This window comes from Caulobacter segnis (assembly GCF_019931575.1).
Lineage (GTDB): Bacteria > Pseudomonadota > Alphaproteobacteria > Caulobacterales > Caulobacteraceae > Caulobacter > Caulobacter segnis_C.
Window position 1 is genome coordinate 1,552,552 of record NZ_CP082923.1, and the last position, 21,698, is coordinate 1,574,249.

Consider the following 21,698-nt stretch of genomic DNA (forward strand, 5'->3'; position numbering starts at 1 on the left):
GCCAAGATTGAGCCGGTGTGCTCACCATGGCCAAGCTCAACCTGGAGATCGTCGTGCTCGTCCAAGCCGCCCCACCACCCGCGACTCCTCCCGCCGCGACCGCGCCGGCGCCCGCCGCGCCCCAGCCTCCGCAGCTGCAACGGCTGGCGCCGGTCGCGCAGAAGGCCAAGCCGCTGACTCTGGCCAAGGGCGGCAAGACCGAGAGCGCGGTCGTGCGCTACCAGATCTTCCTGCGCACCATCGCCAAGCCGGGCGCGGTTCCGGCGGCGCCCGAAGGCGTGACGGTGTCGGCCATTCCCTGTGCCTGGACCGTCGAGTCCTATCTGCAGCGCGATCTCTGCTTCTATTCGATCACCGGCCTGCTCGGCTGCGAGGAGGGCGCCACCAAGCCACTAATGGCCGTGGAAAACGGCCAGGCCGATTTGCCGGCCGGGACGGCCTGCGAGGTCTTCGCCAAGCCCGTGACCGCCGCCGAGGACCGGGTGATCGCGACCCTGGACCGCATCAAGGACCAGATGTTCGACGAGGACTATCAGCTGGCCGTCAAGCCGCGGCTGGTCCGCGGCGGGGCGACCGTCACGGAGCGCTGACCGCTCCTCCCGGTGTCCTGGCCCAATCGGGCGTCTGGTTCCGGAACCAGGTCAGCTGGCGCTTGGCGTAGCGGCGGGTCTCCTGCCGCGCGGCGTCCAGGGCCTGCTCCAGCGTGGTCTCGCCGCGCAGATGGGCGGCGAACTCGCGGTAGCCGACCGCCTTGAGGGCGGGCAGGGAAGGATCCAGGCCCCGCGCCTCCATGGCCCGCACCTCGTCCAGGGCGCCTTGCTCGACCATCACGGCCAGGCGCGCGTCGCAGCGGGCATAGAGCTCGGCGCGCGGCGGATCCAGGATGACGCCTTTCCAGCTGCCGGGCGCCAGGGCCGGCTTGGTGTCGGTCTGCCAGGCGGTCAGCGACTTGCCGGTGGCGACGGCCACGGCATGGGCGCGGACCAGGCGCTGGCGGTCGCCGGTCTCGATCCGCGCCTCGGCCTCCGGGTCGAGGGGCTTGAGGATCTCGCGGAAGTCCTCCTCGCCCCGGGCGGCGTACAGCAGGCCGGAGATCTCGCGCTGGGTTTCGGGCACGGGCGGCACGTCGGCCAGGCCGTGGGTCAGGGCGCGGAAATAGAGGCCCGTGCCGCCGACCACGATGGCGGGATTGCCGCGCGCCTCGATCTCGGCCAGGGCCTTGGTCGCCGCCTCGAGCCAGCGGCCGACCGACCAGGCGACGGCGGCGTCGACCACCTCGAACAGATGATGCGGGGCGCGAGCGGCTTCCTCGGGCGAGGGCCCGGCGGTCAGCACGCGCAGACCCGCATAGATCTGCATGGAGTCGGCGTTGACGATCTCGCCGCCGATCCGCTCGGCCAAATCCAGGGCGTAGGCGGACTTGCCGCTTGCGGTCGGGCCCGCGATCAGCCAGATGCGGGGCGCGATGTCCGAACTCTCCGTCATTCCGACTGTTCTCACCCTCGTGGGGGCTGATCCCGAAGCCTACGATGAAGCCGTGTCGCGCGTCGAAAGGCTGCTGTCTAGACGCCGCGAACACCTCGGGCCGTTAGCCTCGGATTTCCTCTTGGAAACCGCCAAGGCGCAGGTCATGGCGCGAATGACCGACATGGCCAAGGATACAAATCTCCTCGCCGATCTGCCGGTCGACTTCGCGATTCAGCCTGTCGAGAACCGCAAGAAGCGCCTGCTGATCGCCGACATGGACTCGACGATCATCAACGTCGAGTGCCTGGACGAACTGGCCGATTTCGCCGGCGTCAAGGAACAGGTCTCGGAGATTACCGAGCGCGCCATGCGCGGCGAGCTGGCCTTCGAGGGCGCCCTGCGCGAGCGGGTGGGCATGCTGAAGGGCCTGGGCGTCGAGGCGCTGCAGTCCTGTTACGACCAGCGGGTTCGCCTGAACCCGGGCGCGGAGACCCTTGTCCGCACCATGGCCAAGCACGGCGCGCGCTGCGCCCTGGTCTCGGGCGGCTTCACCTTCTTCACCAGCCGGGTGGCGGAGGCCGCGGGCTTCCACCTGAACCGCGCCAACACCCTGATCGAGCTGGACGGGGCCCTGACCGGCCATGTGGGCGACCCAATCCTCGGCAAGGAGGCCAAGCTGGCCGCCCTCGAGGAGGAAACCGCCGCCCTGGGCCTGACGTCGGCCGACGCCCTGGCCGTGGGCGACGGCGCCAACGATCTGGCGATGATCGCGGCCGCCGGCCTGGGCGTGGCCTACCGCGCCAAGCCGATCGTGGCGGCCCAGGCCGACGCCAAGGTCGACCACACCGACCTGACGACCTTGCTCTACTTCCAGGGCTACAAGACCGAGGACTTTTATCAGTGAGCTTTCCCCGCCGCGTCGACGCGGTCGTCTTCGACATGGACGGCCTGCTGCTGGACACAGAGATCGTCTATCGCGCGGCGATGATCGAGGCGGGTGAGGTCTTCGGGGTCCAGTTCACGGGCGAGACCTACGCCTCGATGGTCGGCAAGACGACGCCGGAATGCGGCGTCATGCTGCGGGGCCTCTATGGCGAAGAGTTCCCGGTCCAGTCCTATTTCGAGCGGGTCTGGGCCGACGTCGAGGACCTGCTGGCGGCCGAGACCAAGCTGAAGTCCGGGGTGATCGAGATCCTCGACTATCTGGACGACCTGGGCCTGCCGCGCGGCATCGCCACCTCGAACGGCCTGCCCGCCGTCCAGCGCTATCTGGGCCGTTTCGACCTGCTGCACCGGTTCAACGCGGTGGTCGCCCACCACGATGTGAGCAAACACAAGCCGAACCCGGATCCCTATCTGTTGGCCGCCCAGCGCATCGGCGTCGACCCGGTCCACTGCCTGGCGCTGGAGGACAGCCACCCCGGCGTCCGCGCCGCCCACGCGGCCGGCATGATGACCGTGATGGTCCCCGACATCCTCGATCCGAACGAGGAGATGCATGAGAAGTGCATTCACATCGCCGACAGCCTGCATCACGTCATGGACCTGCTGAAGGCGTCGGTCTGATCTCCCTAAGGGCGGTCCCTGGCTTGTAAATACCGCCCGGCGCGCGGATATGAGGGCCCCCTGCAGACGAGGCCCGACTGACGTGACCGGCGCAAATCCCGCTACCCTCGACGACGCCCGCGCGGTCTTGGACCGCATCGCCGACCCGGCCAGCGGGCAGGGGTTGGTCGCCGCCGGCCTGGTGCAGGGCTTGGTGGTTCGCAACGGCCGCGCCGGCTTCATGCTGGAGGTCCCGGCCAGCCGCGTAGCGTCCTACGCTTCGGTCCGCGAGGCGGCCGAGAAGGCCCTGGCGGCGCTGCCGGGGATCGAGACCGCCCAGGTCGTGCTGACCGCCCAGGCCGCCGAGGGCGCGACCCGGGTGCGCAAGGGCGCCAAGGTCACCGAGGATCCTCAGGCCCGCATGGTCCCGCCGCCGGAGGCCGAGAAGCCCGCCCACGTCCGTCACGTGATCGCCGTGGCCTCGGGCAAGGGCGGGGTGGGCAAGTCCACCGTCTCCACCAACCTGGCCGTCGCCTTCGCCAAGCAGGGCCTGCGCGTCGGCCTGCTGGACGCCGACATCTACGGTCCCTCGGCCCCCAAGATGATGGGCGTAGACGGCGACCCGCTGTTCGAGAATGACAAGCTGCAGCCGCTGCTGGCCCATGGCGTGAAGGTGATGTCGATCGGCTTCATCGTCGACGAGGGGCGGGCGATGATCTGGCGCGGCCCGATGGCCTCGTCGGCCGTGCGCCAGCTGATCCACGACGTGGCCTGGGGCTCGGAGAGCGAACCGCTGGATGTGCTGGTCGTCGACCTGCCGCCCGGCACCGGCGACATCCAGCTGACCCTGGTCCAGAAGCTGCGCATCGACGGCGCGGTGCTGGTGACCACGCCGCAGGAAATCGCCCTGATCGACGCCCGCCGCGCCGCGGCGATGTTCGAGAAGACCGCCACGCCGATCCTGGGCCTGATCGAGAACATGGCCTTCTTCGCCGATCCCTCGACCGGCGCGCCGATCCCGATCTTCGGCGAGGGGGGCGGCGTGGCCGAGGCCGAGCGCCTGAAGGTCCCGCTGCTGGGCCGCGTGCCGATCGAGATCGCCGTGCGCCTGGGCGGCGACCAGGGCGTCCCGGCGGTGATCTCCGAGCCCAAGGGGCAGGCGGCCGAGGTCTTCGGCGAAGCGGCCAGGATCCTGTGGAAAACGATCGGCGACTGACGAAAAAGCCCGCCCGGATCGCTCCGGGCGGGCTTCTCGTTTCAGCGATGCGTCAGCCTTAGAAGCTGAAGCGGGCGCCCGTCGACAGCACGACGGCCGAGCCGGTCACGTCGCCGTTCAGGCGAACGACCGAGCTGGTCGCGGTCGTGTCGGTGCGGGCGATCTTGGTGTCGTCGAAGCTGATGTAGTTGATCGCCGCGTCCAGCTTGATGTTGTCCGTCGCGGCCCAGGTGGCGCCGGCGGCGTACATCATGCGGTCGCCGTCCGGCACGCGGGCGGTGCGGCCGACGTCCGGCGTCGGGGTCGGGTCGTACTGGACGCCGGCGCGCAGGGTCAGGCGCGGCGAGGCCTGGTAGTCGACGCCGACGGCGTAGGTCGTCACGTCCTTATAGTCCTGGACGCTGGTCGACGAGCCGCCCGGGAAGGTGACGCGGATGGCGTCGAACTCGCCCCAGCCCACGCGGCTGATCGAACCGTTCAGGGTCCACTGGTCGTTCACCGCCCAGCGGGCGCCGAAGTTGGCGATCCAGGGCAGGGTAATCTTGGCCTGGCCGTCGACCGTGAAGTTGTTGGCGGCGGGGATCGGGGCCAGCAGGCCGGCGACCTTCACGGTGCCGTCCAGCTTCTGGTCGATCTTGCTGCGATAGCTGGCGCCGATCGTCAGGCTCTTGGATGGGTGGATCTGGGCGCCGACCGTGTAGCCGTAGGCCCAGCCGTCGCCCTTCAGCGACTGCGAACCGTCGGGCTGCAGCGGCGAGATGTTGGGCAGGGCGTTGGTCAGCTCGGCGTCGGCGTAGAGGGCGGTGACGCCCACACCCAGGTCGATCATGTCGTTGACGCGGTAAGCGACGACGCCGTCGACATTGACCGTGCGCAGCTGCGACTTCAGCGCGTCGTAACGGGTCCAGCTGTTGGCGTTGTATTCGGTGGTGAAGTTGTACGGCGCGGCGACCGAGACGCCCAGCGACAGCCTGTCGTTGACGCGGAACGCCACGCCGGCGTTCGGCACGACGCCGTCATTGATCGGGTCGAAGGCGGTGTTGTCGCCGCCGATCGCCGTGGTCACCGGGACCGGACGGGTGATGGTCGAGCCGTTGTTGACGACCTTGGAGTCCACCTGGATCAGGTTCAGGCCGAAATAGCCTTCGCTTTTCTCGATGCCGGCGATCGAGGCGGGGTTCCACCACAGGCTGCCGACGCCCTTGTCGGCGACTTCGCCGGAATAGGCGCGACCGGTGCCGCGCACCGACTGTTCCTGCAGGTAGAAGGCCGAAGCGGAGGCCTGGGAAGCGGCGGCGAGGGCCAGCAGAGCGACGCCGGCGGCGAGGCTGGTACGCGAGAGAGACATGTGACTACGACCTTCTGGGGGACGGAGAGGCGGGTCGAACGCCCGTTCGGGCGCTCGAGAAGCGCCGCGTTTAACGCATCTGTTCAAAGAGCGTTGCTATAAATTGTCCAGAACGTGAATTTTGTCAGTTCTGTTAAAGAAACGGGGGCGCAAGGCCCCCGTATCAATCGCTGTTATGTCAAATACTGGCCGAACGTAGGTATTCGAGTCGATCTGTTCTTTCCCTAGCGTCAGCCTCCGGCCATCTTTCGGAAGAACTTCTGACCCTGTTCGCCGCCGTTGAAGTAGGCCTTCTGGCCCGCCTCATCGGTGATCTTGTCCCAGCTGTCGCGAACCTCTTCGGCCGAGAGGCCGCCTTCGCCCAGATAGACGCCCTCGGTCTCGTAGATGCGCGACAGGGCGAAGGCGCCGGCGCCGGCGGTCAGGATCGCGCCGGTCGGGGCCTCGTCCGAGGCCAGGTAGACGACGCCGGGGGTGACGTATTCCGGGGCCAGCTTGGCCAGCACTTCCGGCGGCATCAGGCCTTCGGTCATGCGGGTGGCCGCGACCGGGCTGATGGCGTTGATCTTCACGTCGTTCTTGGCGCCCTCGAGCTTCAGGGTGTTCATCAGGCCCAGCACCGCCATCTTGGCCGCGCCATAGTTGGACTGGCCGAAGTTGCCGTACATGCCCGACGACGAGGTGGTGACGACGATGCGGCCGTAGTTCTGGGCCTTCATGATGTCCCAGACCGCCTTGATCGGCTTGAAGGTGCCGAACACGTGCACCTGCATGACCAGCTCGAAGTCGGCCAGCTCCATCTTGGTCAGGGTCTTGTCGCGCAGGATGCCGGCGTTGGCGATCAGGATGTCGATGCGGCCCCACTTGTCCATGGTCGTCTTGACCATGTCGGCGACGCCGGCGTCGTCGGTCACCGAGGCGCCGTGGGCGATGGCCTCGCCGCCGAAGGCCTCGATCTCGGCGACCACCTTCCGGGCCGCTTCGGACGAGCCGCCCGAGCCGTCGACGCTGCCGCCCAGGTCGTTGACCACGACCTTGGCGCCGCGACGCGCCAGTTCCAGGGCATGCTGCCGGCCCAGGCCGCCGCCGGCCCCCGTCACGATCGCCACCTTGCCGTCGAAGCGGATGTCCGCCATGCCGAAGTCTCCCTCAAACGCGTGTTTGGTTTGGCCGTGTTGTGCGGCGCGGGAGGAGGGGCGTCAAGGGGAGCCCGCGCGCACGGTTCTTCGCCTTCACGCGGCTGGCCCGCTGAAGGGATGAAAGGGACGCGGAGCGCCCGGGCGACGCCCGGAGTGTGAGTATTGAGTACCGTTTCGACGAAGCCAGAGCGCTCCGCGCAGCCGTTGTCCGAAAGCCTCCGGGTCGCGGGGTGTTAGCCCGCTCCCGAACGCGCCTCCGGCGGGCGGACAGGCCGGCTAAGCCTGGTCCGGACCGCACGGGCGATTTCAGCCCGCGCCTGTAGTGTCGCCAGCCCGCGCCCGAGGTCGTTTCTGTGTTCCAGGGTCGACTACCTCGGGGAAGGACGCGGTTGCGGAGTTTCCCCCGCACTGGCGAGCGCGACCCGCTCGACCACCCCTGACAGCCGTCACGATCGCCGGCGGACGTCCCTTTCAAGCCATCAGGTGCAGCTAGTATGGGGGCCGGATTCAACGCGGATCATTCAGCGGCGTCTAAAATCGACAAGCCTTTGAATTCGCCGGATTCGATCTCGCGAATTCCGAGGATAGAGGCCGCTCAATCCCCGTAAGCGGTCCGAGCACGATCGATCTCTCTGCCCGGAAGCGTACGACGTTCAGAGGGTGCGGTAAGACCGCCTTGAGGCATCCAATCCTGGCGCTCCATGGATCTATGGACGTTTCGTCGCTACCGCGCACGGAACGTCCTTGGCCGTCCAATCGAAATCATAGGTCGCCGGTACGGTCGCTCCGTCGCCGACAGAGGCCTTTCGTCCAGTCGGCTTGTAGGAAATCCAACCCATGCTGTTATCGAATCCGGCGATGCGGGCATTGTCACGCTGGGCGGTCGCGGCGTCGATCTCCGCCTGTTCGATCCGCGATCCGCGGACCATGCGAACGGCTCCGTCGCGCAGCTCCCACGCGCGGTAGTAGTTGCGACCAAACAAGTGCGCGTCGTAGCTCGCCGCCGACGACCATTGTCTTGGCTGTGTCGAACTGGGCAACTGTACTGTCGTGACGTGGCAGATGTATTCGGGCGCGGTATAGAAGGGGAGCTCCTTGTTCTGGTCGTCCGCCCGGACGCGCCGCTCGGGCGGACTGAAGCCGCCGCCGGGAAGCGACAGCGACTTCGCACCGTCACCATCGTCATCCCAGTCGATCGCGCCGACGCCGCTGATTGTCAGGATGCTTGCCTCGGCCTTCTCGTCATAGCGCCACCGGACGTCATCGATCGTCTGCCAGGTCTCCCCGACGGCGCGCTGACGGAAGGCCTCCAGCAACTGCCCGGAGGTCACAGTTGAAAACTGCAACTGCTCCTGAAGGCCCTGCACGCCACGGACGATATGAGTCGACACGATCCGCGCCGGCTTGTCGAAGCCGGCTCGCGCGTCGATTTCGAACAGGTTGATCTCGTCGGGCGTTGTCAGGGGCTTTGGCGGCAGCCTTTCCAAGTTGCTGCCTTCGGCTGTCAGGGGGAGGCCCCAGTTCACCGGGAAGATTGGCCGCGCGCTTGGCTGCGCGACAGGAGGCAGCGTTCCATCGAGCCAGTAGGTCGCGCCATCAATGTGCGCACGCACAAGAACATGATCGAAGAACTGCGGGATCGGCAAGCGCTGTTCCAAGCCGTCATCGCCGCCTGAGCTCACGATCACTGGCTCGGCTTCGATCCCAAGCTCCTGCAGAAGCGCCAATAGGAGCGAGGTCTTACCCTTGCAGTCTCCATACCGGCGCTGCCAGGTCTCGTCCGCGGAAGACGGGGTGAGATTGCCGCTATTGAGGCCTACATAGATGTACCTGACGTCCTGCTGGACCAGCTTCAACGCGGCGCGCGCACGGTCAAGCGGACCTGCTTGAGCCGCCGCGATACGTTTCGCCTCGCGCTTGACAGAGGAGTCGGGGGCGAGCGTCGCCGCCTTTGCATAGAGGGGAGCGAAGTGACGTGAAATGGACGCCCAATCGGTGAAATCGGTGAACTCGACCGTGCGCTGCCACTGATAGCGAGGCGGCGCGTCCTTCGGCGGCGAGACGGTCGCCGGATTGTCGAACCGAAAATCGACAGAACGCTCGCCCTTCACCATGGCCGCGGCCATATCGGGCGTCATCTTCAGCTTGGGCTCGCGCCCCTGATCCCAGCTAAGCCCCAGATGATACCGCCCCGGCGAAGGACTGGGCGCGATGATGAGAAGCCCAGATTGATTGCGTTTTAGGGTGGGATCGCTCACGAAGGTCGTGAATTCGATCTCGAGCTCGTCTCCTACCCGGAGGTCCGGCACGCGGAGGACGGCCGTCAGGACGCCGTCGAGCCGAGCTTCTTCAAGTTGTCCCTCGCGACGCAGGACCTCGAACGAGGCCTGGCTCAAAACGTCCGTGACTTGGCCGTCCCGGATGACGTCTATTTTATGCACGATCGGTGCGCCGGCCTGCGGGTTCCAGGCGATCGAGATGTTGCCGAGCTGCAGTGCGGCCGATTGCAGGATCTTGATGCGGGAGGCGATATACTGCGCCTGTCCCTGATCACTGAGATGTACTTCCGCATCCTGGCGGCGGACGAACATCGGACCATCGACGACTTCGGGTACAGGCAAGAGCCCGGACTGCGTGGCCCATCCCGGCGCAGGTCCGCGACGGACCTGTTCAGATTGCGCGTACGCCGGACTTCCGACGAGCACGGACGTCAACATCAACAGCAGTACGCGCACCAAGCCTCTCCCCCCCGCTCTCGCGCCATTGTGGCATCGACAACCTAAGGTTCAAGGGGGCTTTTATGTCGCGAGCTGCGGGCGGGGCTCGCCGCCCGCTCTCTTACTGACCGCCCCTACGTCTTCTTCTTCGTCATCCCGCCGGCCACCGGCTGGGTCGGCTTGTCGCGCTTTACGCCGGCCTTCTGGCCGGGCTTCATGAACTTGACCAGCACGCGCTGGCCGACCAGCAGCGGGGCGCCGTCGGCGCTGACCACCACCTCGACGACGCGCTCGTCGCTGCGCTGGCTGGGATCGTCCGAGGCCAGCTTGCGGGCGCCGAAGACGGCGGCGCGGCGCAGGACGCGGCCGACATAGGTCAGGTCCGGGTTGCTCTCGGGCTGGATCTCGACCTCCTGGCCGATCTTCACGTTCGGGATGTCGGCCTCGACGATCTCGGCGCGGACGATGCGCTGGGTGTTCGGCTCGAGGTCGAACATGGCGGTCACGTTCAGGGTCGAGGCGCCGGCGCCCGGATTGGCCTGGCGGCGGGCGATGCGGCCGTCGGCCGGGGCGCGGATGATCGTCAGTTCCTGATTGTACTGAGCCTGGGCGACCTGGGCCGAGGCGACCTGGATGGCCGCCTGCTGGGCGCCGATATTGGCCTGGGCCGAGGCGATCTGATCCTTGGCGGCGTCCAGGCGCTGGGCCGCGACGAAGTTCGAGGCGCTCAGGGCCTGCAGACGGTTGTACTCGCGCTGGGCGGTGCGCAGCTGCACCTGGAAGAGCTGCAGCTGGGCCTTGGCCGAGGCCAGGCTGGCGGCGGCGGTCTGCGAGGCCAGGCGGACGTCGTCGTCCTCCTGCTTGGCCAGCGGCTGGCCGGTCTTCACGATGTCGCCTTCCTGGACATAGACGTCGCGGACGATGCCCTGGCGGCGCGCGGCCACCTGGATCACGCCGCCCTCGACATCGGCCTTGCCCTGGGCGATGGCCGCGTAGGGGGAGGGCTCCTCCTGGGCGGCGGCGGCTTCGAGCTTCTTCTTTTTCTCGGCCGCCTGGCCCTTCATGTAGAAGACGCCGCCGCCGAGCAGCAGCGCGACGACGAGGACGATGTAGAAGGCGGGTCGGCGCAGGAAGCCGGGCATCGTGAATTTCCCCCAGAAAATCAGTGGCTGAGCGACGCAGGATTGGCGTCGGGCGTTCTCCGCACGTCGTCCAGGATCTTGCCGTCCTCGATGTGGATGACGCGGTCGGCATAGGCCTCCAACCGCGGGTCGTGGGTCACGCAGATCACCGCCGCGCCGCGGTCGGTGGCGGCTGCGCGCAGCAGCTTGATCACCGTCTCGCCGCTCTTGCCGTCGAGGGCCGAGGTCGGCTCGTCGGCGAAGATCAGGTTCGGGTTCTTGGCCAGGGCGCGGGCGATGGCGACGCGCTGCTTCTCACCGCCCGACAGCTCTGACGGGCGCTGGTTGACGCGGGGGCCGAGGCCCACCGACTCCAGCGCCGCCTGGGCGCGGCGGGCCTGCTCGGCCTTGCCGACACCCTGATACTTCAGGGCGGTCATCACCTGCTGCTTGGCCGTCAGGGCCGGGAACAGGTTGAAGCCCTGGAAGATGAAGCCGCAGTGATCGAGGCGGAACTTGTCGATCTTGCCGTTCGACAGGGCCCAGAGGTCCTTGGCTTCCAGGGCCGCGACCTTGCCCTCGTCGGGCTTCAGCAGGCCCGAGAGCGCGGCGACCAGGGTCGACTTGCCCGAGCCCGACGGGCCCATGACCATGGTCACGTCGCCGTGCTTGGCGTCGAAGTTCACGCCCTTGAGCACTTCGATATAGGTGCGGCCGGTCTTGAACCGCTTGACTAGGCCCTTGGCCTCGAGCGCGGTCTCGCCGCGTTTGTGCGCGTTATCACCGGTCATCGCAGCAGGTCCGCGGGTTGGCTGTTCTTGAGGATGCCCAGCGACAGGAAGCCCGACACCATGGAGATCACCACCAGGAAGACGGCGACCACGCCGATCAGCGTCGGCGGGAAGTACATCGGCACCCCGCCGGCGACGGCGACCAGCGAGACCAGCCAGGTCAGCAGGCCCGCGGCGAAGACGCCGACGATGCCGACCCAGAAGCTGAGCTCCATGACGATGTTGCGCAGGTCGCCCATCGACACGCCCAGGGCGCGCAGGGAGGCGAACTCCTTGATATTGGCCATGATCGCGCCGCGCAGGGTCTGCCAGGTGATCACGATCCCGATCAGCAGGCCCAGGAAGGCCGAGAAGCCCAGGATGATGCCGATGATCTGGTCGTCCAGCATGGCGTTGGAGTTGGCGTCGGCCAGCTCCTGGCGGGTCCAGGCGCGGAACTTGCCGTCGGCCTTCTTGTTCAGCTGGGCCGCGACGATCTCGGCGCGGGCCGGATCCTGGATCTCGACCATCAGGGGGCCGACGCGCTGACCGGTGTCGGCCTCGCCCAGCATCCGCAGGGTGTCGCGCGACATGACCAGCGTGGGCTGGATGATGTTGGGATAGCCGCGGGTGACGACGGCCACATAGACGGTCTTGCCGTTGTAGAGCGCCTTGTCGCCCTTCTTGACGCCCAGGCGCTTGAGGGCCGTTTCGTCGACCGCGATGGCGTAGGGGCGACGCAGGGCCTCGATCATCGACTGCATGTAGTCGGTCGGCACGGTCACGTAGCCGGGGATCGCGTCGATCACCGTGACGTTGACGAACTCGCTCTTGCGGGCCGAACCGCCGCCGCCCTTGCCCTTGCCGGCGCGCTTGGCGCGGGCCTCTTCCTTGGCCTGCTGCTCGGGCGACAGGATGTTCTGGAAGCGGCCGCCCGAGCCGTCCAGCGGCGCGACCTGGGTCACTTCCGGGTGGCTGTAGACCAGCGGGATCATCCGGCGCGGCAGGCCCGAGGGACCGCCGAACAGGGCCTTGGCGCCCGGGCCCAGCACCATGATATCGGCGCGGGCGCGGTCGATCTGCGCGGTAAAGCCCTTGCCGATGCCGACGAAAATGCCGACCTGGGCCAAGATGAGCAGGCCCGAGAAGGCCAGGGCGACCACGGCCGCCATGTAACGTCGCCACTCGTAAAGAAGAGTGGCCAAGGCCAACGACATTCGGACTCTTGCTCCCCCAAACCGATAGTTGCAGCAATGAACGGCGATCGGCGAACGTCCAAGTTAAATCGGGGTAAGGCGCATTTCAGGGACGAAATATCCACCTGGAGCGATGAAGGGGGTGGTTGGGCGCCCCTGTCGGGTCTAACCACGATCCAGTGCAGCGCTCGAACACGCCCTTCACGATCCTTGGCGCCGCGTCTGGCCTGGCGCTGGCGCTGGCCGCGCCGCCGTCGGCGCGGGCGGACGAGGGCATGTGGACCTTCGACGCGATCCCGGTCGAGCGGATCAAGGCCGCCTATGGCGTGACCCTGGATCGCGCCTGGCTGGACGCGGCCCAGGCCTCGGCCGTGCGGCTGACCAACGGCTGTTCGGCGGGGCTGGTCAGCGGCGAGGGTCTGGCCCTCACCAACGGGCACTGCGTCGCCGACTGCGCCCAGGTCCTGTCGGGCGACGGGCGTGACTACGTCCAGGACGGCTTCCTGACCGACGCGCGCGAGGACGAGCGCAAGTGCGCCGGGATGCAGGCCGAGGTGCTGCTGACCATCATCGACGTCACCGACCAGGTGCGCGCAGCCGCCGAGGGCAAGGCCGGTCGCGATTTCGTGCGAGCGCGCGACGGGGCCCTGGCGGTGGCCGAGCTGGCGGCCTGCGGCCAGGACCAGACGCTGCGCTGCCAGGCGATCGGTTTCTTCCGGGGCGGCCAGTACAAGGTCTACAAGTATCGCCGCTACAACGACGTTCGGCTGGTCTTCGCGCCGGAGACGGCGTCCGCTTCGTTCGGCGGCGATCCCGACAACTTCAACTTCCCGCGCTACGCCTTCGACGTCGCCTTCGTGCGGCTCTACGCCGACGACGCGCCGGCCGCGACGCCGAACTTCCTGCCCTGGCGCGGCAAGCCACCGGCCGAGGGCGAGCCGACCTTCGTCGTCGGCAATCCGGGCTCGACCGAGCGCCAGCTGACGGTCGCCCAGCTGGAGACCCAGCGCGATCTGGTCCTGCCGATGCTGCAGCTGCAGCGGGCCGAGCTGCGCGGTCGGCTGATCCAGTTCGGGCGGGACGACGCCGAGCGGGCCCGCGCCGCCAGCCAGGCCCTGGCCTGGGTCCAGAACAGCTACAAGCTAGGCCTGGGAAAGCAGGCGGCGCTGAACGACAAGGCCTTCCTGGACGCCAAGCGGGGCGACGAGGCCGCGCTGCGCGCCAAGGTCGCCGAGGATCCGGCGCTGGTCGGCTTCGCCGGCGCCTGGGACGACATCGCCAAGACCCAGCACGCGGCGGCCGAGCTGTTCCCGGCCATGCGCATGCTCGAGGCCGGCGCGGGCGGCGGTTCGGAGCTCTACTACTACGCCCGCCTGCTGGTCAGGGCCGCGCTGGAACGGGCCAAGCCCGAGGCCGAGCGCCTGCCGGAATTCGCCGACGCCCGCCTGCCGCTGATCGCGCGCAAGCTGGCCGACGCGCCGCCGATCGATCCGGCGCTGGAGCGGATCTATCTGGAGCACTGGCTGCTCAAGACCCGCGAGGCCCTGACCGTCGACGCGCCCCAGGTCCGGGCGCTGCTGGGCCGCGACAGCCCAGAGCGGGTCGCCGAGGCGCTGTCCGGGAGCGCGCTGGCCGATCCCGAGGTCCGGATGGCGCTCTGGAAGGGCGGTCTGGCGGCGGTCGAGGCCTCGGACGATCCGATGGTCCGCTTCGTCCTGCGCACGGATCCCGTCGCCCGCGCGGCCCGGGCCGCCTATGAGGCCGAGGTCTCGGGACCGGTCGACATCGCCGCCGAGAAGATCGCCAGGGCCCGCTTCGCGATGCTGGGCGACAATGCTTATCCCGACGCGACGTTCTCGCTGCGCCTGTCCTACGGCAAGATCGCCGGCTGGGAGGCGCGCGGCGCCGCCGTCCCGGCCGCGACCACCTTCGCCGGCTTCTACGACCGGGTGACCGGCGTCGAGCCCTTCGCCGCCGCGCCGCGCTGGCTGGAGGCTAGGAGCCGGCTGAAGCCCGACACGATCTTCGACTTCGTCAGCACCAACGACATCATCGGCGGCAATTCCGGTTCACCGGTGCTGGACGCCTCTGGAAGGCTGATCGGCGTGGCGTTCGACGGCAACCTGCCGTCGCTAGGCGGCGCCTACGGCTACGAGGGGGCGCGGAACCGGACCATCTCGGTCTCGGCCGCGGCGATCGTCGAGGCCCTGGGCAAGGTCTATGAGCGCGAGGCCCTGGTGGAAGAGCTGACCGGCCGCTGAGGCTTCGTTTCAGGTCGGCAACAGACGGCAACCTGGAACACTTTTGGCTCCCTCTCTCCGGCGTCGGCCTTTCGACGCCTTCAACCAAGGGAGAGCGATATGAGCGTCACAAGCCTCACGTCCTCTACGAACCTGACGCAGCTGCGTCAGCTCCAGCAGGCGGCGGTGTTCAAGACCGCCGACGCCGACGGCGATGGGCAGCTGTCGCAGAGCGAATTCTCGTCCATCGGGCAAAATGTGCAGGGCTCGGGCCAGCAAAAAGGTCCGCCGCCCATGCGCGGCGGCGGCGGGCCGGGCGGGAATTTCAGCGGCGACACGCTGTCGGCGCTGCTCTCGACCCAGTCGGTCGACGACGTCGCCAGCTCGGTGATGGCGGCGGGCGACACCGACGCTGACGGCCTGCTCAGCGCCAGCGAGATCTCCACCGCCCTGGCCGCCAACGCGCCTTCGGACGCCCCCGCGGACGCGAGCAGCAAGATGGCCTCGGACATCGTGTCGGCCCTGGACAGCGACGGTGACGGCAGCCTGTCGACGGCGGAAATCTCGACCGCCATCTCCAACGCCGCCTCCAGCGATTCTTCGACCCAGGCCATGCGCGGTCCGCCGCCGGGCCCGCCGCCCAGCGGCGGCGCTGGTGGGGCCAGCGGCTCGAGCGGCTCCAGCGGCGTATTCGAGAGCCTGGACACCAACCAGGACGGCGTCGTCTCGGCCGAGGAACTGGCCGCCGCCAACGACTCCGACAGCACGGACGCGACCAGCGCCGCCTCCGACCTGATCAAGGCCGCCGACCAGGATGGCGACGGCTCGCTGAGCGGCGGCGAGTTCTACGCCATGCTCGACCAAGGCCAGTCGACCGGGACCGACTCGTCGTCGAGCTCGCTGACCAGCTTGATCTCGGGCTCCACGGCCGCCGCCGACCTGATGCAGAAGCTGCTGGCGCAGCTGGACACGGCGCTGACCGCGTCATCCTCGTCCAGCACGGCGAGCAGCGGAACCAGCGTCACGGCCTAGCATCGTCTCACTTGCCATCCCGGACGGCTTTCCGAGCCGCCCGGGATGACGGGCGACCCGCGGTAAGAAGGTTCTGACTTAGGCGCCTGGCGCCTTCCTTAACTATTCCTTACGCAAGGCGCTTGCGTGCGACGGCTGACTTGGTGTCATTCTTCGCCCCTTGGTCGGCGTCGCGGGGGCGTCGCCTCTTTGTAAGGTCTTCGTCTTGATGTTCCGTCCCGAGAACGTTCAGGCCCTGGCGGGTCTGGCGCTCACTTTGGGCCTATGCTGGCTCGTTTCCGAGAATCGCAAACGATTCCCGTGGGTGCTGGCGATCGCCGCCATCGTCGTCCAGGTCCTGTTGGTGCTGGTGCTGTTCGGCCTGCCCCAGGCGCGTCAGCTGCTGCAGGGCGTCAACGGCGCCGTCGAGGGCTTGGCCAGCTCGACTCAGGCTGGCACGGCCTTCGTATTCGGCTTCCTGGCCGGCGGCGACCAGCCCTATCCGGTCAGCAATCCGGGCGCGGGCTTCATCTTCGCCTTCCGTGTCATGCCGGTGATCCTGGTGGTCTGCGCCCTGTCGGCGCTGCTGTGGCACTGGAAGATCCTCAAGTGGGCCGCCCAAGGCTTTGGCTTCTTGTTCCAGAAGACCCTAGGCCTGCGCGGCCCGCCGGCCCTGGCCACCGCCGCCACCATCTTCATGGGCCAGATCGAAGGCCCGATCTTCATCCGCGCCTATCTGGACAAGCTGAGCCGCTCCGAACTCTTCATGCTGATCACGGTCGGCATGGCCTGCGTCTCCGGCTCGACCATGGTCGCCTACGCCACCATCCTGGCCGGCGTGCTGCCCAACGCCGCCGCCCACGTGCTGACCGCCTCGATCATCTCGGCCCCGGCCGGCGTGCTGCTGGCTCGCATCATCGTGCCGTCCGATCCGATGGAGAAGGGCGCGGACCTGGATCTGGCCGCCGAGGACAAGACCTATGGCAGCGCGATCGACGCCGTCATGAAGGGCACGACCGACGGCCTGCAGATCGCCTTGAACGTCGGCGCGACCCTGATCGTGTTCGTGGCTCTGGCCACCATGGTCGACAAGATCCTGGGCGTCATGCCGCCGGTCGGCGGTCAGCCGCTGAGCATCGCGCGCGGCCTGGGCGTGGTCTTCTCGCCCCTGGCCTGGTCGATGGGCGTGCCCTGGAAGGAGGCCGGCACCGCCGGCGGCCTGCTGGGCGTGAAGCTGATACTCACCGAGTTCACCGCCTTCATCCAGATGTCGAAGGTCGGCGGGGCGCTGCTGGACGAGCGCACGCGCATGATCATGACCTATGCATTGTGCGGCTTCGCCAACATCGGCTCGGTCGGCATGAACGTGGCCGGCTTCTCGGTGCTGGTGCCCCAGCGTCGCCAGGAAGTGCTGGGCCTGGTGTGGAAGGCCATGATGGCCGGCTTCCTCGCCACCTGCCTGACCGGCTCGCTGGTCGGCCTGATGCCCCGGGCGCTGTTCGGGCTTTAAGCCCACGCTTCCGTTCCGCTGCGGAATGAGATCATCCTCCCGGCCAAAAGCCGGGAGGATTTTTGTATGAAATTCTACGACAGCCGCCGCGCGCCCAATCCTCGCCGGGTCCGCTGGTTCATGGCCGAGAAGGGGATCGAGGACGTCGAGATCGTCGACATCGACATCTTCGGCGGTCAGCATCGCCAGCCGGACTACCTGGCCAAGGCGGGCCTGCCCAACGTGCCGGCGCTGGAGATCGACGAGGCGACGACCATCACCGAGTCGGTGGCGATCTGCCGCTATCTGGAGAGCGTCTATCCCGAGCCGAACCTGTTCGGCCGTGACCCGCGCGAGATCGCCGTGATCGAGATGTGGACGCGGCGGGCCGAGATGCTGCTATCGACGCCCCTGATGATGGCCGTCCGCCATGGTCATCCGGCCCTGGCGGCGATCGAGACCCAGATCCCCGAGGTGGCGGACTCGAACCGCAAGGCGGCCGAGCGGGCCCTGAAGGTCTTCGACCGCCGCCTGGCCGAGAGCGAGTTCATCGCCGCCGACCGCCTGACCATCGCCGACATCCTGGCCGTCACCGGCCTGGATTTCGCGCGGATGGTGCGCTTCCGGCCGGACGCCGAGCTGGTTCACGTGAACCGCTGGCTGAAGGCGATGATGGAGCGGCCGGCGGCGAAGGCGGGGGTTTGAAAGGGTTGTGCGCGCCCCTCCGTCTCGCTGCGTATCCGCGCCGTGACGGAGTGGGCGTTCAGCCTTAAGCGCGCGCCCGGATCTTCTTGATCACGCCCGAGAAGTTCAGCATCGGGCCGGTCCCCGTCGAGATGAGGCCGCGGATGAATAGCAGAGAGCCGCCGGCCTTGATCACCTCGCCCGTGGAGGTGACGAGGTCGCCGGGCCTGGCGGGGCCGATGAACTCGCCGTTCAGGCTGACGGTCACGGCGCGGCTGTCGGCCAGGGCCTTCCAGCCGATCGCGAACAGGGAGTAGTCGGCGAAGGTCATCATGCAGCCGCCGTGCATGAAGCCGCCGCCGTTCATGTGCTTGGTCTCGGCGCGGAAACCGGCGGTGACGCGGCCCTCGGCGTCTTCCTTGAAGTAGAAGGGGCCGGACTGGTCCTCGAATGGATCCATGCCCTGCCAGGTCCGCCAGCCGGCCCACTCGCCGTCCTCGACAAGGCGTGGACCGCTCCAGATGTCGTTTCCGCCGTCCATTCCCCATCCCCTATGCCTGTTCTTATCGGTGTTCAGTTAGAGGGGCGCGACTTTCGACGCAAGCTGGCGGGCTCGCGTCTGCTGACAATCCGTGGCAAGTGAGCGCCCATGAGCTCCCCGATCCAAGACACCATCCTGTCCCAGCTGGCGGCGCTGCCTGAGGGCAAGTCGATCGATCCGATGAACGTGGCCAAGGCGATCCAGCCCGAGCGCTGGCAGCAGATCCTGGGCCACGTGCGCACCAACGCCATCGAACTGGCCCGTGAGGGTAAGGTCGTGATCCTGCGCCACAACAAGCCGGTCAATCCGGAGAAATTCCGGGGCGTCTATCGCATCCGCACCCGCCTGGAAGGCGATCCGACCAGCTTCGAGGAAGAAACGGGCGGCGACGAAGACTAGTCGAGCTTGGAGTTTGGAGCGCGACGCCTAAATCCTGGCCGATGCCGCTCGACACGATCCTTTCCGACATCGCCGCCTGCCGGGCCTGCGCGCCGTACCTGCCGCATGTTCCCAGGCCGGTGGTGCGGGTGCGCGAGGAGACCCGCATTCTGATCGCCGGCCAGGCGCCGGGGCGGATCGTCCACGAGACCGGCCTGCCATTCAACGACCGCTCGGGCGACCGCCTGCGCCAGTGGATGGGCGTCGACCGCGAGACCTTCTACGGCAGGCCCGAGATCGGCGTGGCGGCCATGGCCTTCTGCTTTCCGGGCACGAACCCTAAGGGCGGCGACTATCCGCCGCCGCCGCGCTGCGCGGCGGCCTGGCGCGCGCCGCTTCTCGCTGAATTGCCCAATGTCGAGCTGACCCTGCTGGTCGGCGGCTACGCCCAGGACTGGGCGCTGCCGGGGCGGACCGGCAGGACGATGACCGAGACCATCGCGCGCTGGCGCGAGTTCGGGCCCAACGTACTGCCCATGCCGCACCCGTCCTGGCGCAACACCGCCTGGCTGAAGCGCAACCCGTGGTTCGAGGCCGAGGTCGCGCCCTATCTTCGTGGGCGGGTCGCGGACATTCTGAACCGATGAACCGCCGGGCCCTGATCCTGACCGCGTCCGCCGCCGCGCTGTCGGCCTGCGCGCCGCTACGGCAGGGGCCGGGCCTGGCGGCCCTGGGCTTTCGCGGTCCCCGGATCACCGACGACGGCTTCGTCAGCTTCGACGGGGCCGAGCTGGGCCTGATGCGCTGGCTGCCGGCCGGGGAGCCGGAATGGGTGATCGTCGGGCTGCACGGCATGAACGACTATTCGAACGCCTATCACCTGGCGGCTGGGTGGTGGGCCAGCCGGGGGATCGCGACCTACGCCCTGGATGTCCGGGGTTTTGGCCGCTCGCCCGAACGCGGCGTCTGGGCGCCGACAGCCCTGGTGCTGGACGATGTCCGCGCCTTGGTGACGGTCTTGCGCGAGCGGCATCCCAACGCCCGGATCGCCCTGGCCGGGATCAGCATGGGCGGGGCGCTGGCCATCACCGCCATGGCCTCGGACAATCCGCCGCCGGTCGACAAGCTGATGCTGTTCGCTCCGGCCGTCTGGGGCTGGTCGAACCAGCCTCTGCCGAACCGGATGAGCCTGTGGGTCACCGCCCATACGGTCGGCCAATGGGTGGTCAAGCCGCCGGACTGGCTGGTGCGCAACATCGCCGCCTCGGACAATATCGACGAACTGCGCCGCATGGGGCGCGACCCGCTGATGATCTGGGGCGCGCGCTCCGACACCATCTACGGCCTGGTCGGGCTGATGGAGCGGGGCTGGAGGTCGACGGGGGGGATCGATGTCCCGACCGCCTGGTTCTACGGCGCGCGCGACCAGGTCATCCCGCGCGAGCCGACCGTCGAAGCGGTCGGTCGCCTGAGGCCCGGCGCGCGGACGGCCTACTACGCCAAGGGCTATCACCTGCTGCTGGTCGACAGGCAGGCCTCCACCGTCTGGGCCGACGCCGAAGCCTTTCTGCGCGACGCGCCCGGTCCCTGGCCCCCGTCGGGCGCGCCGCCGATCCCGCCGACGGTCGCGGCCATGACAGCGCTGGACCCGCCCAAGCCCAAGAAACGCAAGTCGTCGCAGCGTCAAAGCGCGGGCTTGTGAGACGTCGCGCGGCGGCGTACACCGCCGCCACGTTCATTCTGGCCAAGGCGAGACCGACAGCATGACCTTGTTCGATTCCCCCGATTTCGAGGGACACGAAGGCGTCCACGCTTTCTTCGATGAAAAAACTGGCCTGAAGTCGATTGTCGCGATCCACTCGACCGCGCGCGGTCCGGCCGCCGGTGGTTGCCGCATGTGGGACTATTCCAGCAGCGATGCGGCCCTGACCGACGCCCTGCGCCTGTCGCGCGGCATGTCGTACAAGAACGCCATGGCCGACCTGGACTTCGGCGGCGGCAAGGCCGTGATCATCGGCGACAGCCGCAGCCAGAAGACGCCGGAACTGTTCGAGGCCTTCGGCCGCGCCGTCGAAACCTTGAGCGGCCAGTACTGGACGGCCGAGGACGTCGGCGTCTCGCCGGCCGACCTGGAAAACACCCGCAAGACCACCCGCTTCGTCGCCGGCCTGGAAGGTCATGCGGCCGCGTCGGGCGATCCGTCGCCGGTCACCGCCGAGGGCGTGTTCCGGGGCGTTCGTCTCTGTGTCGAGCGCGCCTTGAAGCGCGACCTGAACGGCGTCCACGTCGCGATCCAGGGCGTCGGCCATGTCGGCGCCTATCTGGCCGAGAAGCTGCACGCCGCCGGCGCGGTCCTGACCATCGCCGACGTCAACCAGGCCGCCCTGAACGAGGTGGCCGCCAAGACCGGCGCCACGATCGTGCCGGCCGACGCCATCTTCGATGTCGAGGCCGACGTCTTCGCCCCCTGCGCCCTGGGCGGCGCGATCTCGGCGACGACCCTGCCGCGCCTGAAGGTCAAGGTCATCGCCGGCGGGGCCAACAACCAGCTGGCCGACGCCATGATCGGCCAGACCGTGTTCGATCGCGGCGTCCTCTACGCCCCCGACTACGTCATCAACGGCGGCGGCATCATCAACGTGGCCGCCGAGATCCGCGCCCTGGAAGCCGGCAGCGCCTTCGACGGCGCGTGGGTGGCCGGCAAGCTGGACCGCCTGGCCCAGACCCTGGCCGAGGTCATCGACCAGTCGATCGCCGAGAAGCGCCCGGCCAACCTGGTCGCCGACGAGATCGCCCGCGCCCGCATCGCGGCGGCGCGCGGCTAAACCCGGCCTCG

20 protein-coding genes are annotated in these 21,698 nt (G+C 68.2%); 12 read left to right on the plus strand and 8 right to left on the minus strand.

The features are described 5' to 3' along the window. The first annotated feature begins 26 nt into the window (after nt 1-26). Nucleotides 27-590: a hypothetical protein gene (locus tag K8940_RS07175; protein WP_223394184.1), complete on the plus strand. Its 564-nt coding sequence runs from the start codon at nt 27-29 to the stop codon at nt 588-590. Here K8940_RS07175 and miaA read toward each other — a convergent pair. Further along, nucleotides 577-1,485 carry a tRNA (adenosine(37)-N6)-dimethylallyltransferase MiaA gene (gene miaA / locus K8940_RS07180; RefSeq protein ID WP_223394186.1) on the minus strand — a complete coding sequence of 303 codons (909 nt, stop codon included), beginning with the start codon at nt 1,483-1,485 and terminating at the stop codon, nt 577-579. The two genes, K8940_RS07175 and miaA, sit on opposite strands and share 14 nt — an antisense overlap. On the opposite strand from miaA, the gene serB reads away from it, so the two are divergent. From serB to K8940_RS07195, 3 genes are all read left to right on the plus strand, one after another. After that, on the plus strand, nt 1,466-2,371 hold the full coding sequence (serB, locus tag K8940_RS07185; RefSeq protein ID WP_223394188.1) for a phosphoserine phosphatase SerB: 906 nt from the start codon (nt 1,466-1,468) through the stop codon (nt 2,369-2,371). The two genes, miaA and serB, sit on opposite strands and share 20 nt — an antisense overlap. Continuing rightward, the gene (locus tag K8940_RS07190; protein WP_223394190.1) at nt 2,368-3,033 is read left to right on the plus strand and encodes an HAD family hydrolase; all 666 of its coding nucleotides are present in this window, start codon (nt 2,368-2,370) and stop codon (nt 3,031-3,033) included. The genes serB and K8940_RS07190 overlap by 4 nt, the downstream gene beginning before the upstream one ends. A gap of 82 nt (nt 3,034-3,115) precedes the next feature. Beyond that, nucleotides 3,116-4,228, plus strand: coding sequence for an Mrp/NBP35 family ATP-binding protein (locus K8940_RS07195; protein ID WP_223394192.1), 1,113 nt, complete (start codon nt 3,116-3,118; stop codon nt 4,226-4,228). Between the two features lie 58 nt (nt 4,229-4,286). Here the strand turns inward: K8940_RS07195 and K8940_RS07200 are convergent, their stop codons facing one another. From K8940_RS07200 to K8940_RS07225, 6 genes are all read right to left on the minus strand, one after another. Then, complete coding sequence (locus K8940_RS07200) at nt 4,287-5,576, minus strand: outer membrane protein transport protein (RefSeq protein WP_223394194.1); 1,290 nt, start codon at nt 5,574-5,576, stop codon at nt 4,287-4,289. 230 nt (nt 5,577-5,806) lie between these two features. Continuing rightward, nucleotides 5,807-6,712 carry an SDR family NAD(P)-dependent oxidoreductase gene (locus K8940_RS07205; protein ID WP_223394196.1) on the minus strand — a complete coding sequence of 302 codons (906 nt, stop codon included), beginning with the start codon at nt 6,710-6,712 and terminating at the stop codon, nt 5,807-5,809. 710 nt (nt 6,713-7,422) lie between these two features. After that, nucleotides 7,423-9,450: a DUF3857 domain-containing protein gene (locus K8940_RS07210; RefSeq protein WP_223394198.1), complete on the minus strand. Its 2,028-nt coding sequence runs from the start codon at nt 9,448-9,450 to the stop codon at nt 7,423-7,425. 116 nt (nt 9,451-9,566) lie between these two features. Continuing rightward, nucleotides 9,567-10,574, minus strand: coding sequence for an HlyD family secretion protein (locus tag K8940_RS07215; RefSeq protein ID WP_223394200.1), 1,008 nt, complete (start codon nt 10,572-10,574; stop codon nt 9,567-9,569). Nucleotides 10,575-10,594: 20 nt separating this feature from the next. Next, nucleotides 10,595-11,344: an ABC transporter ATP-binding protein gene (locus K8940_RS07220; RefSeq protein WP_223394202.1), complete on the minus strand. Its 750-nt coding sequence runs from the start codon at nt 11,342-11,344 to the stop codon at nt 10,595-10,597. Beyond that, nucleotides 11,341-12,540 carry an ABC transporter permease gene (locus K8940_RS07225; protein ID WP_223394204.1) on the minus strand — a complete coding sequence of 400 codons (1,200 nt, stop codon included), beginning with the start codon at nt 12,538-12,540 and terminating at the stop codon, nt 11,341-11,343. The genes K8940_RS07220 and K8940_RS07225 overlap by 4 nt, the downstream gene beginning before the upstream one ends. 125 nt (nt 12,541-12,665) lie before the next feature. Here K8940_RS07225 and K8940_RS07230 point away from each other — a divergent pair, with 125 nt between their 5' ends. The 4 genes from K8940_RS07230 (at nt 12,666) to K8940_RS07245 (ending at nt 17,964) form a co-directional block, all read left to right on the plus strand. Beyond that, nucleotides 12,666-14,780, plus strand: coding sequence for a S46 family peptidase (locus tag K8940_RS07230; protein ID WP_317847028.1), 2,115 nt, complete (start codon nt 12,666-12,668; stop codon nt 14,778-14,780). A gap of 99 nt (nt 14,781-14,879) precedes the next feature. Further along, nucleotides 14,880-15,791: an EF-hand domain-containing protein gene (locus K8940_RS07235; RefSeq protein WP_223394206.1), complete on the plus strand. Its 912-nt coding sequence runs from the start codon at nt 14,880-14,882 to the stop codon at nt 15,789-15,791. Nucleotides 15,792-15,999: 208 nt separating this feature from the next. Beyond that, on the plus strand, nt 16,000-17,280 hold the full coding sequence (locus tag K8940_RS07240) for a NupC/NupG family nucleoside CNT transporter (protein WP_223394208.1): 1,281 nt from the start codon (nt 16,000-16,002) through the stop codon (nt 17,278-17,280). Between the two features lie 66 nt (nt 17,281-17,346). Next, a complete protein-coding gene (locus K8940_RS07245; RefSeq protein WP_223394210.1) occupies nt 17,347-17,964 on the plus strand; it encodes a glutathione S-transferase family protein in 618 nt (205 codons plus the stop codon). 64 nt (nt 17,965-18,028) lie between these two features. Here K8940_RS07245 and K8940_RS07250 read toward each other — a convergent pair whose 3' ends face one another. After that, nucleotides 18,029-18,484: a PaaI family thioesterase gene (locus tag K8940_RS07250; RefSeq protein WP_223394212.1), complete on the minus strand. Its 456-nt coding sequence runs from the start codon at nt 18,482-18,484 to the stop codon at nt 18,029-18,031. Between the two features lie 108 nt (nt 18,485-18,592). On the opposite strand from K8940_RS07250, the gene K8940_RS07255 reads away from it, so the two are divergent. The 4 genes from K8940_RS07255 to K8940_RS07270 all read left to right on the plus strand — a co-directional run bounded on the left by K8940_RS07255 (nt 18,593) and on the right by K8940_RS07270 (nt 21,687). Next, nucleotides 18,593-18,883, plus strand: a complete 291-nt coding sequence (locus K8940_RS07255) for a DUF3253 domain-containing protein (protein WP_223394214.1) — start codon at nt 18,593-18,595, stop codon at nt 18,881-18,883. 41 nt (nt 18,884-18,924) lie between these two features. Further along, the gene (locus K8940_RS07260; protein WP_223394216.1) at nt 18,925-19,509 is read left to right on the plus strand and encodes a uracil-DNA glycosylase family protein; all 585 of its coding nucleotides are present in this window, start codon (nt 18,925-18,927) and stop codon (nt 19,507-19,509) included. Further along, the gene (locus K8940_RS07265) at nt 19,506-20,564 is read left to right on the plus strand and encodes an alpha/beta hydrolase (RefSeq protein ID WP_223394218.1); all 1,059 of its coding nucleotides are present in this window, start codon (nt 19,506-19,508) and stop codon (nt 20,562-20,564) included. The genes K8940_RS07260 and K8940_RS07265 overlap by 4 nt, the downstream gene beginning before the upstream one ends. A 61-nt stretch (nt 20,565-20,625) precedes the next feature. Next, the gene (locus tag K8940_RS07270; RefSeq protein WP_223394220.1) at nt 20,626-21,687 is read left to right on the plus strand and encodes a Leu/Phe/Val dehydrogenase; all 1,062 of its coding nucleotides are present in this window, start codon (nt 20,626-20,628) and stop codon (nt 21,685-21,687) included. Nucleotides 21,688-21,698: the final 11 nt, after the last annotated feature.